The sequence below is a fragment of the Mesocryomonas lacus genome, from assembly GCF_055730135.2.
On sequence record NZ_JBUZWE020000012.1, the window covers coordinates 134,978 to 149,915 of the forward strand.

The 14,938-nt window shown below is 63.7% G+C and carries 13 protein-coding genes and 2 tRNA genes; 9 read left to right on the forward strand and 6 right to left on the reverse strand.

Annotated features, from left to right (window positions below; genetic code table 11):
• Window positions 1-9: 9 nt before the first annotated feature.
• Window positions 10-309: a hypothetical protein gene (locus ACZLZY_RS18715; protein WP_472935078.1), complete on the forward strand. Its 300-nt coding sequence runs from the start codon at window positions 10-12 to the stop codon at window positions 307-309.
• A 44-nt stretch (window positions 310-353) separates the two neighbouring features.
• On the opposite strand, the gene ACZLZY_RS18720 is transcribed toward ACZLZY_RS18715, so the two are convergent.
• Window positions 354-623 (reverse strand): hypothetical protein, encoded by a 270-nt coding sequence (locus ACZLZY_RS18720; RefSeq protein WP_472935079.1) that lies wholly within the window; start codon window positions 621-623, stop codon window positions 354-356.
• A 217-nt stretch (window positions 624-840) separates the two neighbouring features.
• On the opposite strand from ACZLZY_RS18720, the gene ACZLZY_RS18725 reads away from it, so the two are divergent.
• The 3 genes from ACZLZY_RS18725 (at window position 841) to ACZLZY_RS18735 (ending at window position 1,427) form a co-directional block, all read left to right on the forward strand.
• A tRNA-Pro gene (locus ACZLZY_RS18725) sits at window positions 841-917 on the forward strand.
• 44 nt (window positions 918-961) lie between these two features.
• On the forward strand, window positions 962-1,267 hold the full coding sequence (locus ACZLZY_RS18730) for an ETC complex I subunit (RefSeq protein ID WP_472935080.1): 306 nt from the start codon (window positions 962-964) through the stop codon (window positions 1,265-1,267).
• Between the two features lie 84 nt (window positions 1,268-1,351).
• A tRNA-Arg gene (locus ACZLZY_RS18735) sits at window positions 1,352-1,427 on the forward strand.
• Between the two features lie 233 nt (window positions 1,428-1,660).
• Here the strand turns inward: ACZLZY_RS18735 and ACZLZY_RS18740 are convergent.
• The 3 genes from ACZLZY_RS18740 to ACZLZY_RS18750 form a co-directional block, all read right to left on the reverse strand.
• A complete protein-coding gene (locus ACZLZY_RS18740; RefSeq protein WP_472935081.1) occupies window positions 1,661-2,425 on the reverse strand; it encodes a CatB-related O-acetyltransferase in 765 nt (254 codons plus the stop codon).
• A gap of 122 nt (window positions 2,426-2,547) precedes the next feature.
• A complete protein-coding gene (locus ACZLZY_RS18745; protein WP_472935082.1) occupies window positions 2,548-4,248 on the reverse strand; it encodes a bluetail domain-containing putative surface protein in 1,701 nt (566 codons plus the stop codon).
• A gap of 1,086 nt (window positions 4,249-5,334) precedes the next feature.
• Window positions 5,335-5,928, reverse strand: coding sequence for an SCO family protein (locus ACZLZY_RS18750; protein ID WP_472935083.1), 594 nt, complete (start codon window positions 5,926-5,928; stop codon window positions 5,335-5,337).
• A gap of 706 nt (window positions 5,929-6,634) precedes the next feature.
• Between ACZLZY_RS18750 and ACZLZY_RS18755 the strand changes: the two genes are divergently transcribed.
• Window positions 6,635-7,879 carry a porin gene (locus ACZLZY_RS18755; protein WP_472935084.1) on the forward strand — a complete coding sequence of 415 codons (1,245 nt, stop codon included), beginning with the start codon at window positions 6,635-6,637 and terminating at the stop codon, window positions 7,877-7,879.
• Window positions 7,880-8,041: 162 nt separating this feature from the next.
• Here the strand turns inward: ACZLZY_RS18755 and ACZLZY_RS18760 are convergent, their stop codons facing one another.
• Window positions 8,042-8,257, reverse strand: a complete 216-nt coding sequence (locus tag ACZLZY_RS18760) for an alkylphosphonate utilization protein (RefSeq protein ID WP_472935085.1) — start codon at window positions 8,255-8,257, stop codon at window positions 8,042-8,044.
• A 176-nt stretch (window positions 8,258-8,433) separates the two neighbouring features.
• Entirely contained in the window at window positions 8,434-9,630 is a 1,197-nt protein-coding gene (metC, locus tag ACZLZY_RS18765; RefSeq protein WP_472935086.1) for a cystathionine beta-lyase, read from the reverse strand.
• A gap of 241 nt (window positions 9,631-9,871) precedes the next feature.
• On the opposite strand from metC, the gene ACZLZY_RS18770 reads away from it, so the two are divergent.
• From ACZLZY_RS18770 to ACZLZY_RS18785, 4 genes are all read left to right on the forward strand, one after another.
• Window positions 9,872-10,891: an amino acid ABC transporter substrate-binding protein gene (locus ACZLZY_RS18770; protein WP_472935087.1), complete on the forward strand. Its 1,020-nt coding sequence runs from the start codon at window positions 9,872-9,874 to the stop codon at window positions 10,889-10,891.
• Window positions 10,892-11,101: 210 nt separating this feature from the next.
• Window positions 11,102-12,292, forward strand: a complete 1,191-nt coding sequence (locus tag ACZLZY_RS18775) for an amino acid ABC transporter permease (protein ID WP_472935088.1) — start codon at window positions 11,102-11,104, stop codon at window positions 12,290-12,292.
• A gap of 16 nt (window positions 12,293-12,308) precedes the next feature.
• Window positions 12,309-13,808, forward strand: a complete 1,500-nt coding sequence (locus ACZLZY_RS18780) for an amino acid ABC transporter permease (protein WP_472935089.1) — start codon at window positions 12,309-12,311, stop codon at window positions 13,806-13,808.
• A 53-nt stretch (window positions 13,809-13,861) separates the two neighbouring features.
• Window positions 13,862-14,608: an amino acid ABC transporter ATP-binding protein gene (locus ACZLZY_RS18785; RefSeq protein ID WP_472935179.1), complete on the forward strand. Its 747-nt coding sequence runs from the start codon at window positions 13,862-13,864 to the stop codon at window positions 14,606-14,608.
• Window positions 14,609-14,938 lie beyond the last annotated feature (330 nt).

Here is a 14,938-nt window from a genome sequence, read left to right on the forward strand (position 1 = left end):
GAGTTGCGCATGCTAATGTTCCGTCTGGCACTGCTGTCCAGCCTCATCGCCACGGGTGCGCAAGCAGCCGAGCCGGCGCATCTCCTGTCGGCCCGGCGGACGGTGGCGCAAGGGATGGAGGCAGGGCTGCGCTTTGTCGGTTTGACCGATGCCGGCCTCCGGCACCCGATTTTCACGGATCGGAGCCTCAGTTGCGCCGACCTGTTTAGGCGCGACGTGATCGAGATCTGGTCGGAGACCACGCAATCGCGCTGGTTCCTCCTGGCCCCGCGGCGGCTCGGCAAGGCACGCGATCCCGCAGGGGTCTGACGCCTGTTCCGTTCAAGCAGCGTGCTATACAGGAAGGCTGCCGCTCAGGCGGCGCGCCGTTGCGGCGCCAGCGGCAGCGACGCCAGCTGCTGCAGCTCGTGCACGCCAAGGCTCGGCAGATTGGCCTCGAGATGGCGCCGGACCTCGCGCTGGATGAAGAGCGCGATCGCCTCGGGGGAGAGTTTCAGGCGCGTCTGGCCGTCGCGGCTGCGGCGCCGGCTCAGGCCCGCGACCCCGCAATGGTCGCGCATCGCCATCGGCGAAAGGCCGAGCAACTCGCCGGCTTCGGCATAGGTCATCCAGATCTGCGGCATCACGGTGCTCCTGCTGTTCCCCGCGCACCATCGCAGCCAGCCTTCACCCTTCGATTGCCCTGATCATTAAACTTCGACACAAGGGTCGTCTTTTCGTCAGCGGCCATGACGTTTTGTATGCTGCGGGCGAATTTCGAGCCTGCAGGCCGGCAATCGTCCCCCCGAACCAACTTCGCGCTTGCGCGGCCAGTCCAATCTCTCTAGGGCTTGCGGTCAACGGAGCGTAGCGCAGCCTGGTAGCGCATCTGGTTTGGGACCAGAGGGTCGCAGGTTCGAATCCTGCCGCTCCGACCATCTCACAGGACGCCGCGTTCCGGCGGCGCGACGGAGCCGAAATCATGGTTGCGCGCATCTATCGCCCCACCCGTACCGCCATGCAGTCCGGCAAGGCGCTGACGAGGGACTGGGTAATGGTGTACGAGCCGGAAATCGCCAAGCGCGTCGAGCCGCTGATGGGCTACACCTCCTCGAGCGACATGAACGCCCAGATCAAGCTCTCCTTCGAGACGCGCGAGATGGCGGTCGACTATGCCGAGCGCAACGCCATTCCCTACCGCGTGGAAGAGCCCGAGGAAGCCAAGCGGCGGAAGATTTCCTACGCCGAGAACTTCAACTGGAACCGCCAGCAGCCCTGGACGCATTGAGGACGCCTTGATCGCCGAGCCCTGTCCGTCCGCGCCTTGCGCGCGGTCCGCTGACCGGGCGACGATCCAAGCGTCACACGCTTCGGCCCCGTAGCTCAGAGGATAGAGCACCGGCCTTCTAAGCCGATGGTCGCTGGTTCGAATCCAGCCGGGGTCACCACTTCATCATCCCCTCTATGCCGGCGACCGCGCCCGGCGACGCGCCGGCGCCTTCCGCCGGTCAGCCACTCCCACGTCCACCGTCTGACGCCTTGCGGCCGTCAGCACGGGGACGCCTATGGGTGCGCCATGCCGCGGGCTCGCATTTCCCCATCGCCAACAGCTGCCGCCTTGCCGTCTTCGGCCGAGGCGTCCAAACGTCCCGCCTTAACCTGGCGGCGCACGGCGCGGCGGTCAGACCGCGCGGCGGGGCTCGGCGGGGGCCGGGGGCGGGCTGATCCGGTCGAAGGCGAACTGGTGGCCGTTCTGGCGGGTGATGCGGTGGCGTGTGTCGGGGAGGGCGTCGATCTCGCCGGCAGCAGTCTTCGCGGCGATCTGGCGGAGCGCGATCGCGGGCCTTGGCCAGTCGATCGGCGCGCCCCGCATCCGCGCGAGGTCGTAGCGCCACCAGGGCGCGCGCTGCAGGGCGGCGATGGTGGCTGCGTCGAACCGCCCGCGGATCACCTTGGCCGGAACCCCGCCGACGATGCTGTAGGGCGCGACGTCCTTCGTCACCACGCTGCCATAGCCGACGATCGCCCCGTCGCCGATGGTCACGCCGCCCATCACCGCCACCCGTGAGCCGATCCAGACGTCGTTGCCGATGGTGACGGGCGAGAGCTCGTCGTGCCGCTCCGAGGGCGGGAAGGCGGCACCGACGTTGAAGACGTCCTTGTAGGCGAGGGGGCTCGTCGTCAGCCAGTCGGCCGGATGCTGCGTCGGGCCGATCTCGCACTGCGCCCCGATCGAACAGTAGCGCCCGACATGGACCCGGTTCAGCGTCGACTGGGGGGAGACGTAGCTGTAGGCGCCGAGATGGCAGTCGAGGAGCCTGGCATTCGGGAACAGCCGGATGGTCGGCTCGAACTGCAGCTGTCCGGTTATCAACGGGTCGGAATCGGTGATCAGGCCACGCTGCAGAAACCAGTCGCGGTTCTTGTAAATGGGTGAGGGGGTCATCGGCAGCCTTGTCGGCATGAGCGTTCCTGTCGGCAGCAAGCCGACACAGGTGATCGAACGGCATTTCCCGCGGGCAAAAAAAAGGGCGGCCCGAAGGCCGCCCTCTCTCACTTCAAGTCCGATTACGCGAAGTCGGATGCATCCAACGTACCGGTGACACCGGTGACGTTGATCGCGAAGTCGGTCGCTGCATTGAACGTGGCGTGGTTCGCGCCGGTTTCGGCGATCAGGTAGGTCTGGCCGCCGATCGTGAACAAAGCGGCCTGGCCGGTTGTGGCGCTGGTCGACGTCGACATAGCCGCAATCGCGGCATCGAAGCTGGCAACAGCAACTGCTGACGCTGCGGTCACACCAACGGTCGTGCTGGCAACGCCAGCAGTACCCGCACCGGTGGTGAAAGTCGCGGTCGTTGGCAACTCCAGGACGTCGTTAGACGTGGTGGCAGTTGCGGTCGCGTTACCCAGATCGAGGTCGATGATCTGATCGACCGTCGATATCGTCGAACCGTTGTCGCCAGCAGCGAAGACGAAGGTGTCGTTGCCTGGGCCGCCGGACATTACGTCTACGCCCGTGCCACCGGTGATGCTGTCGTTGCCGGCGCCGCCGTAGATGGTGTCATTGCCAGCACCGCCACCGATGGTGTCGTTACCGCCGTTGCCGTAGATGAGATCAGAACCACCGCCGCCAGTGATGCTGTCCGAACCATCAGCAGCGTCAGTAACACCGTTCCCACCAAAAATGGTGGACGAGCCAAGACCGACAACCGATACCACGTCATTGCCATCGGCATCGACGTTAGTACCACCGTAAATCGTGGCGGTCGCGTCTGCGTTGCTCAGGGTGACGTTGATGATATCCGCATCAATGCCGCCGTGAACGAAGGTCGAGCCGTCGACTGCCACCGTGATGGCGTCTTCTCCAGCATTGCCGTACACAACGCTCGAGCCGCCAGAAATCTGGATCGCATCGCCGCCGTCAACAGAGTCGGTAATGCCGAGGCCGCCGTAAACAGTTGCCGATGCAGACGATGCCAGCGTCAGGTTGATGCTGTCGTTATCCTGGGTGCCGCCGTACACGACGATATCGCCGAGGGCCTGGTTGCCAGCGCCGCCAACAGTGATGTTGTCGTTGCCAACGCCGCCGTAAATTACCGACGATCCACCGGTCTGCGTCACGTTGATCGTGTCAGCACCAGCGTTGCCGTAGATGAAAGCCGTACCGGCATTGGTGATGTTGAAGATGTCAGTAGCGCCGCCCACGGTCGACGAATCGACGACGCCGCCACCGCCGAAGTAGGAGCTAACCTCGCCAGCGAGGACGCCGGCCGTGATGGTGTCATCGCCAGCGCCGCCATAGATGACGTCGTTGCCCGAGGTGCTGGAGATGCTGTCGTTGCCGCCGTTGCCGTAGATACGGTCATTGCCGGTGCCGGAAGTGATGGTGTCGCCGCCATCTGCCGAGTCGTTCACGCCCGAACCGCCGAGGATGAAGTTATCGCCGTTGCCGCCAACGATGGCGCCAGAAACGGTGTCCGAACGACCGATCAGGATGTCGCCACCCTCGCCGCCGCTTATCGTATCGGCACCACCTACGCCGAGCTGGATCACGCCGCCGTTGTCGGCTGCGAAGTTCAGGCTCTGAAGGCTCGAAAGGAGGACGCCGGTAAGGGTCAGCGAGCCGGTCGTCGTCGTGACGACAACATTGTTGCCGGACTGCGTGAAGTCGACGATTTCCGAAGCGGGAACCTGGAAGAGGACGGTGTCGGACGCCGGGTTAAAGGTCGGTGTCGTCAGGCTCTCGCCCGTAAATGTATAAATAGCCATGTAGTTCTCCTCGAGTCGTTTTTTAAGGACGGGTGCCGGCGTGCACGCCGCGCACCGCCCGTCTCAGATCTCTGCAACCCATTGGGGTCCAATGGTGACGCATGGGAAGGTATGCACGGCACTTGTTAGCTAAGCAATAAGAGGAACAGGCAAATTATTCCTCTACGGCAGCCTGATGCCGTTTGATCACAGCCGGCCTCGTCCATACTGTCTGCCTTACGAAGCGTAAGCCTTGCAACCTATGGCTTTGGGCGTCCAGGCGCTGCGATCGGCAGGCCGGCGGCGCGAAGGGCGATCGGCAAACTTTTTCGCGATGCCGCGGCTGGTGGGGTTCAGCGCCGGCGCTAAGCACCTGCAGAATGAGCACTTTGTGATTCGGCGTGCTGGCGGCACGGCGACTTGGCCAGCCATGATCAGAGCCTCACAGCCCAAAAGTTTTCCGAAGATGAAGCTGAGGATAGGCGTAAAAGTAAGTTCGCTATTGAAATCTATTGTGCGGCTGCCGCTAAAACCATAAATAAAAACTGGCTATTCATGCTTCAAAGAAGTCTCAAGTAAGTGAATTTGTAAGCAATAGATATAAAAGATATGGGAATGTATACATCGATATATTGATCAGTTTCGCTGTATAAATCAAGGAAAAGGAACCTTTAGGTGAACTTCCAATGGTGCGGCAGTGCGTATAGACTTTAATGTGTTGCTGCTGCTGGGCTGGGTGAGGCGCTCTATAGGGCGATGCGGCCGACGGGGACTTTTGCGCGCCGGACTGACGGCGAGGCTGGCCGCGCGGGACGGCCGGGTCGGTCGCCTGCTGGCCGTCGTCCACATTGTCTGTCCCGATCTGCTGCAGCCCGCTCTCGGTCCCGTGGCGTGGTCGGTGCGGGTGGGGAGAGGCATGGACTGATGGGGGCCGGAAGGTGGTGGGGTCGCCGGGCAGGGGCGCTGAGTGCCGGGAGGGCGTGCCGTCCGGGCGGCCGGGGTTTTGGCCTTGGCGGGCGGGGGGATTGTGCCGTGTGCAGCCGGGGCGCGTCTCTTCTATAGAGTGCGCGCCGGGCCAGCCCCGCCAGTCTCTCTGCGGGGCAGGTCTCAGGACGGGGTCAGCAGCGCCGTGCGGATTTTGTCGAGGGCCGCCTCGCGGGGTGCGCCGTAGGGGATCATGCCTTTCAGGCGGCCGTCCTTGCCGACCATCATCAGCGAGACCGTGTGATTCATCTGGTAGCCGCCATCGGGGAGCGGCACGCGCTCGGCGGAGATGCCCCATTTTTCGATCGCTTTGCGCATTTCCTCGGGGCGGCCGGTAATGCCCTCGATCCGGTCGGAGAAGGCCTCGACATAGTCGCGCAGCACTTCGGCGGTGTCGCGCTCGGGGTCGATCGAGAAGAAGTAGACCTTGATGTCATCGCCGGCGGGCCCGAGCACGTTCAGCCAGTCGGTGACTTCCATCATCGTGGTCGGGCAGGCTTCAGGGCAGCTGGTATAGCCGAAGAAGACCAGCGAGGGATGGCCGGTGAAGAGGGATTCGTCGACCGCCGCGCCGCGGTCGTCGATCAAGGAGAAGCTGTTGCGGAAGGCGCTGCGGTCGGGCTGCTGCAGGAAGACCGCGCCGAGGAAGCCGAGGAGCACCAGCATCAGCACGCCGACGCCGCCGGCGGCAAGAAGGGTTCCGGGGTTGCGCGCCATGCTGTTTCCTCGACCATGGGAGGGGCGGCGGCCTCGGCTGGTCCGGTCCTTCCCGTCCTGGCAGTGTGCCACAGGCGCGGGTGGCCGGTACTGGACAGTTTGTCCAAGCGTGCCGGTGGCGGCGCCTGCCGGCTCTTGGCGCTTGCAGTGGAGTTGCGGGAGCGACGCGGTAACGGTTTCGCGTGGCATGTCTCGCGGCGGGTTCAGCGCGGGCCTTGGGCTTAGTCCTGCCGGCCGCCCCGGCGGTGGGCGCCAGGTGCAGCGGAAGCCTCGGGCGGCGCGAAGGGGAGCGCGGCTATACTGTGCGTTCTGTCATGCAGCCGTCGCAGAGATTTGCCAGAGATCGCTCAATACATCGTCTCCCTCCAGTCGCGCTGTATTCTTCAAGGAGGCCCGCCATCGTCGATGGCGGGCCTTTTGTCGTGGAGATTGTAAGCCGTCGTCCAAATTGTCTTGAAACTGTCATGTAAGGATGTTGCGGTGATTCGCAGCAACTGAATGAATTGAGTTTTCTGATGTATATTGGTGGCACTTAATTCTCATTGCGTCTTAATTCTGTCTTTCACCATATTTCACTTGTTTGTGAATGTTGCCGGCGATACCGAGGCGGAAGGAGCGAATAATCGATCCTTGGCAAGAACGCGGGAAGTAGAGCCGATGGTTCTCCAGTAACCCGCGTCATTATTTTGTTAGCTGGAGAAATATCATGAACATTAAAGCTGTTCTTCTGGGCTCTGCGGCGGTTCTGATCGCGGTGTCCGGGGCGCGCGCTGCCGATGCGGTGGTGATGGTCGAGCCGGAGCCGGCCGAATACGTTCGCGTCTGCGACGTCTACGGCGCCGGCTTCTTCTACATCCCGGGCACCGAGACCTGCCTGAAGGTCGGCGGCTACGTCCGCATGCGCCTGCAGGGCAACGACCAGGAGAACAACAGCGATCTCGACGATGCCGACGACACCCGTTTCGGCACCCGCGTCCGCGCCCGCCTCGACTTCGATGCCCGCGAGGAGACCGAACTCGGCACCTTGCGCGCCAAAATGCGCGTCCAGGCGACCAATACCGGTGCCGGCTTCAACACCGGTGACGCTAACTACGGCATGGACGAGGCCTACATCCAGCTCGGCGGCCTGACCATCGGCTACCTCGACACCGTCTGGACCTCGAACGATGGCGGCTTCAGCGACGGCCTGCTGCTCGAAGAGGCCGACTGGGCCGCGGGCGATTCCCAGCAGAACCGCATCTCCTACACCTTCGCCAGCAACGGCTTCTCCGCGACGCTCTCGGCTGAAGACGACGGCACCGGCGACTTCGTCCCCGACGTCCTCGGCAAGCTCGCCTACAAGGGCAGCTTCGGCGGCATCTACCTGATCGGCGTCTACGACGAGGAATCGGCGAGCGGCCGCTATACCGGCTTCGACGGTCGCCGCCTCGGCTACACCGCGCTCGACGGCGTGGCTTTCGGCAACATCACCGCCAACGACTATGACGGCAGCGACAGCGCCTTCGCGCTGAAGGCCGGCATCCAGCTCGACAACCTCTTCGCCGAGAAGTCGATCCTGAAGATCGAGGGTCACTACGCTTTCGACCCGACGGAATATGCGGTGGTCGACGACGTGTTCCGCGCCGAGATCGGCGGCAACACGTCCGGGCTGCGCGACATTCCGAGCCAGTTCCAGATCGGCGCCGCCTATTCGCAGAAGTTCGGCAAGGTGACGGCCGCGCTGAACGGCGTCTACGGCCAGACCTTCGACCTCGACGTGACCTATCCCCGCGTCGCCTTCGTCGATCTCGACGGCGCCGACTATTACGGCGTCGGCGCGAACCTCTCCTACGACATCACCAAGAACTTCCAGGTTCTGGGCGAGGTGAACTACCGCGACGTCGACCTGCCGGCCGGCATCGACGACTTCGACGAGACGCAGGGCCTCATCCAGTTCAAGCGCACGTTCTAGGGCGCCGCTGGCGGGGTGGCGTCACGCCGTCAATGCTGGAGGGATCGCCGCATCGGCGAGACCAGATGAAAACAGAGAAGCCCGGCAGCGATGCCGGGCTTCTTGCGTTGGAAACGGGGAAGGGCGCGGCGCCGGCGGCGGGCGTCCCTATCAATCGGCGCTTTACGCCTTCTTCAGAAACTCGGTCCGCAGCACCAGGCCTTTGACCTTCTCGGCATTGCACTCGATTTCAGCGGGGTCGCCGGTAAGGCGGATGTTCTTGATCAGCGTGCCGCGCTTCAGCGTCACCGACGTGCCCTTCACCTTCAGGTCCTTGACGACGGTCACCTGGTCGCCGTCGGCGAGGATGTTACCGTTCATGTCCTTGACGTCGCTCATGCCAGTTCTCCGTGAGAGGGCGCATTACCTTGGCCGGCGACTGGGGCCATCCGTCCGCTGCCGGCGCTGCCGATGCCACGGAGGTGACGGAGGCCGCAGTTGGCGCTGTCGCCCGATAGCGCAAATCGCCGCCGCTGGCACGCGGTCACTGCCGCGGCGGCGGCGATCCGGAGCCTTTACGGGGCGACGTCTGCAGGCGGCAGGCTTGTGAGGGCCGCAAAGCCGCGCTCGAGGTCAGCCTGGAGGTCCGCGGTATCCTCGAGCCCGATCTGCAGCCGGATGACCGGCCCCTCCGCGGGCGCCTTGGCGTGGACGCGGTCGGAGAGGTCGACGAGCACGGCAAGGCTCTCGAATCCGCCCCAGGAATAGCCGAGGCCGAACAGCTTGAGGGTATCGAGGAAAGCTGCGGCCTCGCGAAAGCCGCCGCCGTTAAGGACGATCGAGAACAGCCCGCTCGCCCCGGTGAACTGCCGCTTCCAGAGATCGTGACCGGGAAAGGACGGCAGCGCCGGGTGCAGCACGCGTGCCACCTCGGGCCGGGTCTCCAGCCATTCCGCGAGCCGCAGCGCGCTCTCCTCGTGGCGCTCGAGCCGGAGCCCCATCGTCTTCAGGCCGCGCAGGACGAGATAGGTGTCGTCCGGAGCGGCGTTGACGCCGATCGCCATCTGCGTGTCGCGCAGCCGGTCGAACGTCGCCGCATTGGCCGAGACGCTGCCCATCATCACGTCCGAATGCCCGCCGGGATACTTCGTCAGCGCGTGGATCGACAGGTCGACGCCGTGGTCGAGCGGCCGGAAAAGGAGCGGCGTCGCCCAGGTATTGTCGATCATCGTCACCGCGCCGCCGGTATGGGCGATGGCGCAGGTGGCGGCGACGTCGATCATCTCGAAGGTGTTGGAGCCCGGCGCCTCCAGGAACACCACCTTGGTCTCCGGCCGCATCAGGCTGGCGAGCTCGCCGGCGCGGGACGGATGAAAATACTCGACGGCGATGCCCATCCGCCGCAGCACGGTGTCGGCGAAGAGCCGGGTCGGCGAATAGACGGAGTCGATGATAAGCACATGGTCGCCGCTGGACAGGAAGGCGAGCAGCGGAAAGGTGACGGCGGCAAGACCTGAGGGCAGAAGGATGGTGCCGGCCGAGCCTTCCAGATCGTCCAGTGCCGCTTCCAGTGCGTCGGTCGTCGGCGTGCCCCGCAGGCCGTAGATGTATTTGGACTTCCGGCTACGCATCGCCTGCGTGTCGGTGAAGAGCACGGTCGAGGCATGGTAAACCGCCGGATTCACGAAACCGTGCCGGTTTTGCGGGTCATCGCTGTGAATGAGCCGCGTATTCGGCCCGTTTACGCCGGCGTCAGAGCTTGAATCGTCCACGATAATGTCCTGAATTCGGGAAAGGGAACATCACAGGCTGTGGGTCCCTGAAATAAAAACTGTCATCTGCTTGACCTGCCAATTTTTATGGCATGAGATCACAACGCAACAAACCATCCGCTGAGCGGCCCACCCGGGGCGGCGGTCGGGACCAGGCCGACCGGCTCCTTTTCGGTTCGCAAGGCAGCCCGTGTCCAGCGCAAAAATCAAGAACCGAAACAGATAACGGGAAGGTATTCTTATGAAATTGAAGCTTCTGACAGCAGCGCTCGGACTTGTCGTCTGTGGCACCGCGGTGACCAGCGGGTCGGCTGCGACGCTTGACGACGTCAAGGCGCGCGGCACGCTCAGATGCGGCGTGAACACGGGCCTGCCGGGCTTCGCCTCGCAGAACGATAGCGGCCAGTGGCAGGGCCTCGACGTCGACTATTGCAAGGCTGTCGCCGCCGCCGTGTTCGGAGACGTCAGCAAGGTGCAGTACGTGCCGCTGTCGGCCGTGCAGCGCTTCCCGGCTCTGCAGAACAATGAAATCGACATGCTCGCCCGCAACACCACGTGGACGATGAACCGCGACACGGCCCTCGGCCTCGATTTCGCGGGCATCAACTACTACGACGGCCAGGGCTTCATGGTGAAGAAGGAGTTGAACATCAACTCCGCTTTGCAGCTGTCCGGCGCGACCGTCTGCGTGCAGAGCGGCACCACGACCGAGCTGAACCTTGCCGACTATTTCAAGTCGAACAACATGACGTTCAACCCGGTCGTCATCGAAGCCCAGAACGACGTGAACGCCGCTTATGACAGCGGCCGTTGCGACGTGCTGACCACCGACCAGTCTGGCCTCTACGCCTCGCGCCTCGAGCTCGCCAAGCCGGACGACAGCGTCGTCCTGCCGGAGATCATCTCCAAGGAGCCGCTCGGACCGGCCGTTCGCGGCGGTGACTCGCAGTGGCTCGACGTCGTCAAATGGACCCACTTCGCGCTGCTCGACGCCGAGGAGCTCGGCATTACCGCCGCCAACGTCGAGGAAATGAAGTCCTCGCCGAATCCGGAAATCCAGCGCATGCTGGGCGTCGGCTCGACCTTCGGTGCCGATGCCGGCCTGCCGAACGACTGGGTCGTCAAGATCGTTCAGGGCGTCGGCAATTACGGCGAGCTCTTCGAGCGCAACATCGGCGCCGCGACCCCGCTCGGGATTGCCCGCGGCCAGAACGCGCTGTGGACCAAGGGCGGCCTGCAGTACGCCCCGCCGATCCGCTGATGCGACTTCGGTCGGTCGGCCCGTTGACGGCCGGCTGACCATCGGGTGAAACGTGCCAGGGGTCCGCGCCGCAAGGGGCGGACCCCTGGATCTACCCTGATCAGCCATCGTGGTCTGGAGTGATACGTCCCAAGCTGGGGTATATCCGAATGATGGACTGATCTACCGATGCCCCGATTTTGCTCCCCTCGAGGAGGCTAGCGCCGCTTCATGACTGCCGAAACCCATTCCTTGCCGCATGCCGCCACCAAGGATTCCTGGCTGACTAATCCGACGGTCCGCAGCACGATCATCCAGATCGTCCTGATCCTTGCTGTCGTCGCCTTTGCCTGGTGGATCATCGACAACACCGCGCGGAACATGGCGCAAGCGCGGATGGCGTCGGGTTTCGGCTTCCTTGGCACCCGTTCCAGCTTCGAGATCGGTCAGGCCGCGATCCAGTATTCCAGCGATTCGACCTATGGCCGCGCCATCATCGTCGGGCTGTTGAACACGCTGATCATCGCGGTTTCCGGCATTATCTTCGCCACCATCGTCGGCTTCATCGTCGGCATCGGGCGGCTGTCGCGCAATTTCCTGATCCGAGGCCTTGCCACCGTCTATGTCGAGACGTTCCGCAACATTCCGCCGCTTTTGGTGATCCTGTTCTGGTATTTCGGCGTGCTCGGGCTGTTGCAAGCGCCGCGCAACCTTCCGGTATCGCCGATCGGCGTCTATCTCACCAACCGGGGCCTGCAGATCCCCGCAGCGATCTTCGAGCCGCTGGCGATCTCTATCCTCATCGCCCTGGTCATCGGTATCGCCGCGACCTGGTTTCTCGCCAGACGCAACCGGGCGCACCAGCTCGCGACCGGCGAACGGCGCCCGCTGCTGCTGCCGGCGCTCGGCCTGATCATCGGCCTGCCGGTGATCGCCTATGTCGCCACGGGCTTTCCGATCGGCCTCGAAGTGCCCGCGGCGACCCGCTTCAACCTCGTCGGCGGCTGGCAGGTGAAGCCGGAATACATCGCGCTGTTCCTGGCGCTGTCGATCTACACCGGCGCCTTCATCGCCGAGATCGTGCGCGCCGGCATCCTGTCGGTGTCGAAGGGGCAGACCGAGGCGGCGATGGCGCTCGGCCTGACGCGGGGCAAGCTGCTGCGGCTGGTGGTCGTCCCGCAGGCGTTCCGGGTGATCATCCCGCCGCTGACGAGCCAATATCTGAACCTTACCAAGAACTCCTCGCTCGGCTTTGCCATCGGCTATCCCGAGCTCTATTCGATCGGCTCAACGGTCGCCAACCAGGCGGGCCAGACCGTCGAGGTGGTCGCCATTTGGATCTGTGCCTATCTCGGCATCAGTCTCGCAGCCTCTTTCCTGATGAACATGTTCAATGCCCGCATGGCATTGGTCGAACGCTGAGCGGGAAGACAGAGACATGGAAGATCCCACCCTGCGTTTCGTTTCGACCGAGCAGAAGCAGCCTTTGCCGCCGCCGCCGGGGGAGACCGGCTGGCCCGCCCGGATCCGCCGCAGCCTGTTCGCGACGCCACTCGACACGGCGCTGACGCTCGTCGCGGCGCTGCTGATCGCCTACGTCGTCACCAACCTCCTGGAATGGGGCGTGTTCAACGCCGCCTTCGTCGGCGCGGACCGCACGGTCTGCTTGCCGAAGGACGGCCACGAGGCCGGCGCCTGCTGGGCTTTCGTCGGGGCAAAGTTCGAACTCTTCATGTACGGCATCTATCCCGATGCCGAGCGCTGGCGGATCAATGCGCTGCTGGTGATGCTCGTGCTCCTGGTGGTGCCGATCGCCATTCCGAGCGTGCCGTACAAGCGCCTCAACGCAATCCTGCTCCTCGCTGTCTACCCGTTCGTCGCCCTTGTGCTTCTGACTGGCGGCCAGTTCTCGATCTCCGGCGGCGGCATCGCCTTCTTCATGGCCGTCGCTGCCGCGATCACGCTCTACAGCGCCAGCGGCAAGATCGGCTTTCGCTGGAGCCATCCGCTGGTGCGGGTGGCCGGCGGGCTGCTTCTCCTCTCGCTGGTACTGGTGCTGATCGCGGGGATCGTTTCTTCCGATCAGGTCCTGTTCCTCGACCAGCGCTTCTCAGTGCTGTCGATCGCTGCCTTCGCCGCCGCGTTGCTCTCCGTAGCCGCCACGGTCGCGTCTGCCTTTGGCGGGCAGGGCGGCGCCAAGCGAGCCTTGTCGGACCTCGTGCCGTTCATCGCCGTCGTCGCGGCGTTGCTGGTGGTCACGGCCGATTTCGGTCTCGAGCCGGTGCGCACCAATTCATGGGGTGGTCTCCTTCTGACGCTGGTCGTCGCCATCTCCGGCATCGTCGCCTCGCTGCCGCTCGGCATTCTCCTGGCACTCGGCCGCCGCTCGCAGATGCCGGCGGTCAAGCTGTTCTGCGTCGCCTTCATCGAGTTCTGGCGCGGCATCCCGCTGATCACCGTGTTGTTCATGGCGAACTTCATGCTGCCGCTGTTCCTGCCGGCCGGCGTCAGTTTCGACCAGCTGCTGCGCGTGCTCGTCGGCGTCTCGCTGTTCTCGGCAGCCTACATGGCCGAAGTGGTGCGTGGTGGCCTGCAGGCGATCCCGAAAGGCCAGTACGAGGGTGCCGATGCGATGGCGCTGACCTACTGGCAGAAGATGCGGATGATCATCCTGCCGCAGGCGCTGAAGCTGGTCATTCCCGGTATCGTCAACACCTTCATTGGCCTGTTCAAGGACACCAGCCTCGTCGCCGCCGTCGGCCTCGCGGATCTTCTCGGTCAGGTCCGCCGCGGTTTCAGCGACCAGAACTGGTCGACCGAACAGACCCCGGCCACCGGTCTCGTCTTTGCCGCCTTTGTCTTCTGGCTCTTCTGCTTCTCGATGTCGCGCTATTCTGTCTATATGGAACGGCACCTCGACACCGGACACAAACGATAAGGATCTCCAGCATGTCTTCCGTCGAGCCCATCGCCGCCGCGCCGCGGCCTTCCATGACCATCTCCAACGAGGTCGCGGTCGAACTCGTGAACGTCAACAAGTGGTACGGCGAGTTCCACGTGCTGCGCGACATCAACCTGCGTGTTCGCCGGGGCGAACGGATCGTGGTTTGCGGCCCCTCGGGCTCCGGCAAGTCGACCATGATCCGCTGCATCAATCGGCTGGAAGAGCACCAGAAGGGCCAAATCGTCGTCGACGGCACCGAGCTCACCAGTGATCTGAAGAAGATCGACGAGGTCCGGCGCGAGGTCGGCATGGTGTTCCAGCACTTCAACCTGTTCCCGCACCTCACCATTCTCGAGAACTGTACGCTCGCGCCGATCTGGGTCCGCAAGATGCCGAAGGCCAAGGCCGAGGAGATCGCGATGCACTATTTGAAGCGCGTCAAGATTCCCGAGCAGGCGAACAAGTATCCCGGCCAGCTCTCCGGCGGCCAGCAGCAGCGCGTCGCCATCGCCCGCTCGCTCTGCATGAGCCCGAAGGTCATGCTGTTCGACGAGCCGACCTCGGCGCTGGATCCCGAGATGATCAAGGAAGTGCTGGACGTCATGGTGGGTCTTGCCGAGGAAGGCATGACCATGGTCTGCGTGACGCACGAAATGGGCTTTGCCCGTCAGGTCGCCAACCGCGTCATCTTCATGGATGCCGGCCAGATCGTGGAGCAGAACGAGCCGACCGCGTTCTTCACCAATCCTCAGCACGAGCGCACGAAGCTCTTCCTGTCGCAGATCCTGCACTAGGGGCACAGAGGTCGGGTCGCACACCCCGAAAAGGTATGTCGCTTCGGCGCTGAGGGGCTTTCAGCATTGCGCACATGCCGTGCGTACTTCCCCTCTGCATGCCTGCTGAGCGAGTGGGCTTCAGCGTAGTTCTTCAAAGCGGACGGTCCACGCCGTCCGTTTTTTGTTGGGCGGGTGCTTTGGCCCGTAGAGAGCGAAAGCGGCATAAAATGAGTCGTTTACAGCGCCTTGCTGTCGCTTTGATTCAAGGCACTGAAGCAGGACGGCAAGAAAAAAAGCCGGCGGTCCCATAAGGACCGCCGGCTTCGCTGTTTGTCTAGACCTATTGGA

What these genes read in the sequence shown, in the direction of transcription:
- ACZLZY_RS18715 (WP_472935078.1), top strand. Translation starts at nt 10, where the DNA reads ATGCTAATGTTCCGTCTGGCACTGCTGTCCAGCCTCATCGCCACGGGT.
- ACZLZY_RS18720 (WP_472935079.1), bottom strand. Translation starts at nt 623, where the DNA reads ATGCCGCAGATCTGGATGACCTATGCCGAAGCCGGCGAGTTGCTCGGC.
- ACZLZY_RS18730 (WP_472935080.1), top strand. Translation starts at nt 962, where the DNA reads ATGGTTGCGCGCATCTATCGCCCCACCCGTACCGCCATGCAGTCCGGC.
- ACZLZY_RS18740 (WP_472935081.1), bottom strand. Translation starts at nt 2,425, where the DNA reads ATGACCCCCTCACCCATTTACAAGAACCGCGACTGGTTTCTGCAGCGT.
- ACZLZY_RS18745 (WP_472935082.1), bottom strand. Translation starts at nt 4,248, where the DNA reads ATGGCTATTTATACATTTACGGGCGAGAGCCTGACGACACCGACCTTT.
- ACZLZY_RS18750 (WP_472935083.1), bottom strand. Translation starts at nt 5,928, where the DNA reads ATGGCGCGCAACCCCGGAACCCTTCTTGCCGCCGGCGGCGTCGGCGTG.
- ACZLZY_RS18755 (WP_472935084.1), top strand. Translation starts at nt 6,635, where the DNA reads ATGAACATTAAAGCTGTTCTTCTGGGCTCTGCGGCGGTTCTGATCGCG.
- ACZLZY_RS18760 (WP_472935085.1), bottom strand. Translation starts at nt 8,257, where the DNA reads ATGAGCGACGTCAAGGACATGAACGGTAACATCCTCGCCGACGGCGAC.
- ACZLZY_RS18770 (WP_472935087.1), top strand. Translation starts at nt 9,872, where the DNA reads ATGAAATTGAAGCTTCTGACAGCAGCGCTCGGACTTGTCGTCTGTGGC.
- ACZLZY_RS18775 (WP_472935088.1), top strand. Translation starts at nt 11,102, where the DNA reads ATGACTGCCGAAACCCATTCCTTGCCGCATGCCGCCACCAAGGATTCC.
- ACZLZY_RS18780 (WP_472935089.1), top strand. Translation starts at nt 12,309, where the DNA reads ATGGAAGATCCCACCCTGCGTTTCGTTTCGACCGAGCAGAAGCAGCCT.
- ACZLZY_RS18785 (WP_472935179.1), top strand. Translation starts at nt 13,862, where the DNA reads ATGACCATCTCCAACGAGGTCGCGGTCGAACTCGTGAACGTCAACAAG.